Below are 4543 nucleotides of genomic sequence, written 5' to 3' on the forward strand. Positions count from 1 at the left end.
CGTGAGCCCCCGCCGCCAGCGGCGCCGCTGGGGCACCACCGTGTTCATGGTGATGATTCACGCCCTCGCCCTGGTGGCGTTGTTGCCCCGCTTCTGGAGCTGGGAGGCGATCGGCACGCTGTTGGTGCTCTATTGGCTCACCGCCTGTGTAGGGGGCACGCTCGGTTACCACCGCCTCCTGGCCCATGGCGCCTTCACGGTGCCCCGCTGGCTTGAGGCGCTGATCACCACCTGCGGCACCCTCAGCTGCCAACACGGCCCGATCGATTGGGTGGGGCTGCACCGCCACCACCATCTCCATTCCGACGATCCGGCCGACCACCACAACAGCCATCTCGGTTTCTGGTGGAGCCACTTCGGCTGGATGCTGCGGGATGTGCCGGCCCAGCGCTACGTGCACCAGCTCACGCCCGACATGAAACGGGTGCCCTACTACCGCTGGCTGAACCGCAACTTTCTGCTACTGCAGCTGCCGCTGGCGGCACTGCTCTACGCCCTAGGCGGCTGGCCCCTGGTGCTGTGGGGCATTCCGCTGCGGCTCGTGCTCGTGTACCACGTGACCTGGCTGGTGAATTCCGCCACCCATCGATGGGGCTATGTCAGCCATGCCAGCGGCGATGGCTCCCGCAACAACTGGTGGGTGGCGCTGCTCACCTTCGGCGAGGGTTGGCATAACAACCATCACGCCTATCCCAGCAGCGCCCGGATGGGGTTCCGCTGGTGGGAGGTCGACCTCACCTGGCAGCACATCCGCCTGCTGCATCGCCTCGGCCTGGCGCGCCGGATCCGCCTGGCCCCACATTTACAGACAAACTGATGCAACCATCTGATCCCATCAAAGTCTTCATCGGCTTCGACTCGAGAGAGGACGTCGCAGTCAATGTTCTGACGGATTCAATCCAGGCTCGTGCAAGCAAGCCCGTACAAATTGGGCAGGTCAGACTGACACAGCTTGAAGGCGTCTACCACCGATCCAAGCATCCACTGCAAAGCACAGAATTCTCCTTCAGCAGATTCCTCGTGCCATGGATCTGTGGCTATCAGGGTTGGGCAATTTTCATGGACGCAGACATGCTCTGCCAAGGGGATATTACTGAGCTCTGGGATCTACGCGACGAGCGCTACGCAGTACAGGTTGTTCAGCACAACCACCACTGCTCATCTGGCCGGAAGTTCCAAGGCATGCCCCAGAGCCCTTACCGCCGTAAGAACTGGTCATCAGTCATGCTCTTCAACTGCGCACGATGCAAAGCTCTTTCACCGCACTATGTGAACACAGCTAGCGGACTCGAACTTCATCAGTTCGAGTGGACCACAACTGAAGAGATCGGCGCTTTATCACCGCAATGGAATGTCCTGGTTGGCGTTCAGGAGGTTCCTGCTGATGCTCGCCTCTTGCACTACACGCTCGGCGGCCCCTGGTTCGATGACTGTCGCTCGATGCCGAGATCAGAGCTTTGGGAAACAGCCCGACAAGCACTCAATCACCCCCTACCGCTCTAACGCATGGTCCTCAACACATCATCCCTTCAGCCACCACAATTCAAAAGCTCCATCTACCTCAGCGCCTACAGCCGCATCAACGGCATGGTGGTTGTGGGAGAAGGTCTGGCTGACCGGCACTTCCGCCTCCTCGCCAGGGCCATTCCGGAAGACCAGCAGGAGCTGGAGAGGCTGGCGGCCATGGAGGGCCGCCACGCCAGCGATTTCGTGGGCTGCGGCCGCAATCTTGGGGTGAAGCCCGATGTGGGGCTAGCCCGGCAGCTCTTCGCGCCCCTGCACGCCCTGTTTCTGGAACGCGACCGCGCGGGCGATCTGGCCGGCTGCCTGGTGATCCAGGGGCTGGTGGTGGAGTGCTTCGCCGTGGCGGCCTACCGCCACTATCTCCCCGTGGCCGATGCCTATGCGGCACCGATCACCGCGGCTGTGATCGCGGATGAAGGCGAACACCTCGGCTATGCCGAGCGCTGGCTGCGGGAGCGTTTTGCCGCCGTGGAAACGTCTGCTGCCGCGATCGCGAAGCGGGCTCTGCCGATCACCCTCAGCATCCTGCAGAGCCTCGCCGCCGACCTCCAGGCGATCGGCATGGATCCGATCGAGCTGCTGGCCAGCTTCAGTGAGCTCTTCCAGCAGGCGCTGGAAACGATTGGTTTCGAGCCGCCTGCGGCCCGGCGGATTTTGGCCGGGGCCGCGGCGGCCATGGTCTGAGCGACGCTCAGCCGACGTTGGCCAACGGCGCCGGAGCGGGAAGCTCCAGCGCCTCATCCATCAGCCAGGCGCTGCTCAGGCTGATGGGCTGCAACTGCCCCCCGAAGCGCAACTGCAACCACTCCGCCGCTCGCGGTTCACGAATCGCCAGAGCCTCGTTGCTGCCCGCGCTGAGCTCCAAACCGCAAAACTGGAGCTCGGCCAAGCGCTCCGGCGACAGATACCAGAGGCCGCCGCTGCCATCGCCGAGATGGCGGCGGCGTTCCTGCATCAATTCGCGCAACTGACCATCACCGCTGAGCTGGCGACTGGGGGCCAGCAACAGCTGCACATCAAGCCGCGACTGGAAGGGCTGAGAGGCGAAGGGATGAGCCATCGGCGCGGCTGCAACGAAATCGCAACCAGAGAACTGCGGAACAACAGTAGCGTTATAACGTTGCCTTAGTTCGCGCCGCGCTGCCGCGGTTGCATCCATGCTTGATTCCACGGCTCAGCTGCCTTCGATCTCCGACCACGCCGGCCCCGCCGACGCCCAGCTGCGCAAGGGCTTCGGCCCGCGGGTGCGCAAGCTGCATGCCCGCATCGGCAAGGCCCATCACCAGGCGGAGGGCATGGTGTTCTCCCGGGCCCTGCTCAACGGCCAGGCTTCGCCCCGCCAGTTGGCCGCCTTGATGCGCGCCCTGGCACCGGCCTACGCCCTGCTGGAGCAGGCAGGACCAGAGCTGGCCTCCGCCCTTGGAGCCCGCTCGATTCCCTGGGCAGCGCTGGAGCGCACCACCGCACTGCAACACGACCTGGCCGCGCTCTCCACAGTGGAGGCCACACCCCCATCGGCGGCCGCTGCGATCTGGCTGGAGCAGCTCCGGCTGCTGGCCCGCCAGGCTCCCCACCGCTTCATGGCACATGTGTATGTGCGCTACGGCGGCGACCTCTCCGGCGGCCAGCAACTGGGGGAGCAGGCCAACGCCATCCTGCGCAACCACGAGCGACCGGCCCTGAACTTCTGGGCCTTTGACCAGGATCGCTCCACCCTCAAGCATCAACTTCACGACGGCTTCGAGGCGATGGACCTCTCCGCTGAAGAAGAAGAGGAGCTGCTGGAGGAAGCCGTTCTGGCCTTCCACACCACCCAGCGCTTGCTGGCTGAGCTGGCCCAGCTGGGCTGAACCGCCTGCGCCATTGATTCCCACGCCCACCCTCCACCTCTGCCATGCCTGCTGCCGCCACCACCACCACCCTCAGCCCAATCGAGCTGCTGCTCAAATACGACAAGCCGGTTCCCCGTTACACCAGCTACCCCACGGCGGCAGCCTTCACCCCGGCGGTGGGGGAGGCGGAGCTGCGGACGCAGTTGGCTCAGCCCACCACGGCGCCGTTGTCGCTGTATGTGCATGTGCCCTTCTGCCGCCATGCCTGCTGGTATTGCGGTTGCAACCGCATCACCACGCAGCTGGGCTCGAAGGTGGTGGAGCCGTATCTCGCGGCCTTGGCCAAGGAACTGGAGCTGATCAGCGCGGCGATGCCACAGCGGCGGCGCCTGGCCCAGCTGCATTGGGGTGGTGGCACGCCCAACTATCTCAATGCCGACGAAACACGGCAGCTCTGGCAACTGATCGAGCGCCATTTCGATCTGGAGCCGGATCTGGAGGCCTCGATTGAGGTGAATCCCGAATTCCTCAGCCGTGATGCGGCCCTGCAGCTGCGTGCCCTGGGCTTCAACCGCATCAGCTTCGGCATTCAAGATGCCGACCCTGAGGTGCAGAAGGCGGTGAATCGGGTGGTGCCGGCCGAGCAGCTGCGGCGGGTGATGGGTTGGCTGCGGGAGGCAGACTTCGCGAGCGTGAACGTGGATCTGATCTGCGGCCTCCCCCTGCAGACCCCCGATCGCTTCCGCACAACCCTGGAGCTGGTGCAGGAGCTACGCCCCGATCGCATCTCGCTCTTCTCGTTTGCCTATCTGCCGGAGCAACTGCCGCTGCAGCGCAAGATCGCGGCTGATGATCTACCGAGCCAGCGGGAGCGGATCGTGATGCTGGAAGACGCGCAACGCCTGCTCTGTTCCGGCGGCTACGAGGCCATCGGCATGGATCACTACGCCCTGGCTGGCGACAGCCTGGCCGCCGCGGCCAGGAGCGGCCGCTTGCACCGCAATTTCCAGGGCTACACCACCGGGGGCGAGCTGGAACTGCTGGGGGTGGGGCCCACGGCGATCAGCCAATTCCCCCACCTGTTCGCCCAGAACGAGCGCGATCTCAAGGCCTACAGCGCGGCCCTGGCCGAAGGGCATCTACCCGTGGAACGAGGCTTGGTGGTGCGCGATCCGGAGGTGCTGGAG

Annotated in this window: 6 protein-coding genes; 5 read left to right on the top strand and 1 reads right to left on the bottom strand. The window is 64.6% G+C overall.

Annotation, left to right across the window (positions count from 1 at the left end; genetic code table 11):
* Position 1 precedes the first annotated feature (1 nt).
* From ACIQ2E_RS12635 to ACIQ2E_RS12645, 3 genes are read left to right on the top strand one after another with little or no spacing between them, the layout of a single operon-like run.
* The gene (locus ACIQ2E_RS12635; protein ID WP_398331091.1) at positions 2-817 is read left to right on the top strand and encodes an acyl-CoA desaturase; all 816 of its coding nucleotides are present in this window, start codon (positions 2-4) and stop codon (positions 815-817) included.
* Positions 817-1503, top strand: coding sequence for a glycosyltransferase (locus tag ACIQ2E_RS12640; RefSeq protein WP_398331094.1), 687 nt, complete (start codon positions 817-819; stop codon positions 1501-1503). Before ACIQ2E_RS12635 ends, ACIQ2E_RS12640 begins: the two co-directional genes overlap by 1 nt.
* A 3-nt stretch (positions 1504-1506) precedes the next feature.
* Entirely contained in the window at positions 1507-2208 is a 702-nt protein-coding gene (locus tag ACIQ2E_RS12645) for a long-chain fatty aldehyde decarbonylase (protein WP_398331097.1), read from the top strand.
* Positions 2209-2215: 7 nt separating this feature from the next.
* On the opposite strand, the gene ACIQ2E_RS12650 is transcribed toward ACIQ2E_RS12645, so the two are convergent.
* The gene (locus tag ACIQ2E_RS12650) at positions 2216-2584 is read right to left on the bottom strand and encodes a hypothetical protein (RefSeq protein ID WP_398331100.1); all 369 of its coding nucleotides are present in this window, start codon (positions 2582-2584) and stop codon (positions 2216-2218) included.
* Positions 2585-2681: 97 nt separating this feature from the next.
* Here ACIQ2E_RS12650 and ACIQ2E_RS12655 point away from each other — a divergent pair, with 97 nt between their 5' ends.
* Both ACIQ2E_RS12655 and hemN read left to right on the top strand, forming a co-directional pair.
* Entirely contained in the window at positions 2682-3374 is a 693-nt protein-coding gene (locus ACIQ2E_RS12655; protein WP_398331102.1) for a biliverdin-producing heme oxygenase, read from the top strand.
* Between the two features lie 44 nt (positions 3375-3418).
* The coding region (gene hemN / locus ACIQ2E_RS12660; protein WP_398331105.1) for an oxygen-independent coproporphyrinogen III oxidase at positions 3419-4543 on the top strand (1125 nt) is incomplete at its 3' end.

Origin of the sequence: Vulcanococcus sp., assembly GCF_044369115.1 — a bacterium.
In the GTDB taxonomy this organism is placed as follows: Bacteria; Cyanobacteriota; Cyanobacteriia; order PCC-6307; family Cyanobiaceae; genus Vulcanococcus.

What these genes read in the sequence shown, in the direction of transcription:
- ACIQ2E_RS12650 (WP_398331100.1), bottom strand. Translation starts at nt 2,584, where the DNA reads ATGGCTCATCCCTTCGCCTCTCAGCCCTTCCAGTCGCGGCTTGATGTG.
- ACIQ2E_RS12645 (WP_398331097.1), top strand. Translation starts at nt 1,507, where the DNA reads ATGGTCCTCAACACATCATCCCTTCAGCCACCACAATTCAAAAGCTCC.
- ACIQ2E_RS12655 (WP_398331102.1), top strand. Translation starts at nt 2,682, where the DNA reads ATGCTTGATTCCACGGCTCAGCTGCCTTCGATCTCCGACCACGCCGGC.
- ACIQ2E_RS12640 (WP_398331094.1), top strand. Translation starts at nt 817, where the DNA reads ATGCAACCATCTGATCCCATCAAAGTCTTCATCGGCTTCGACTCGAGA.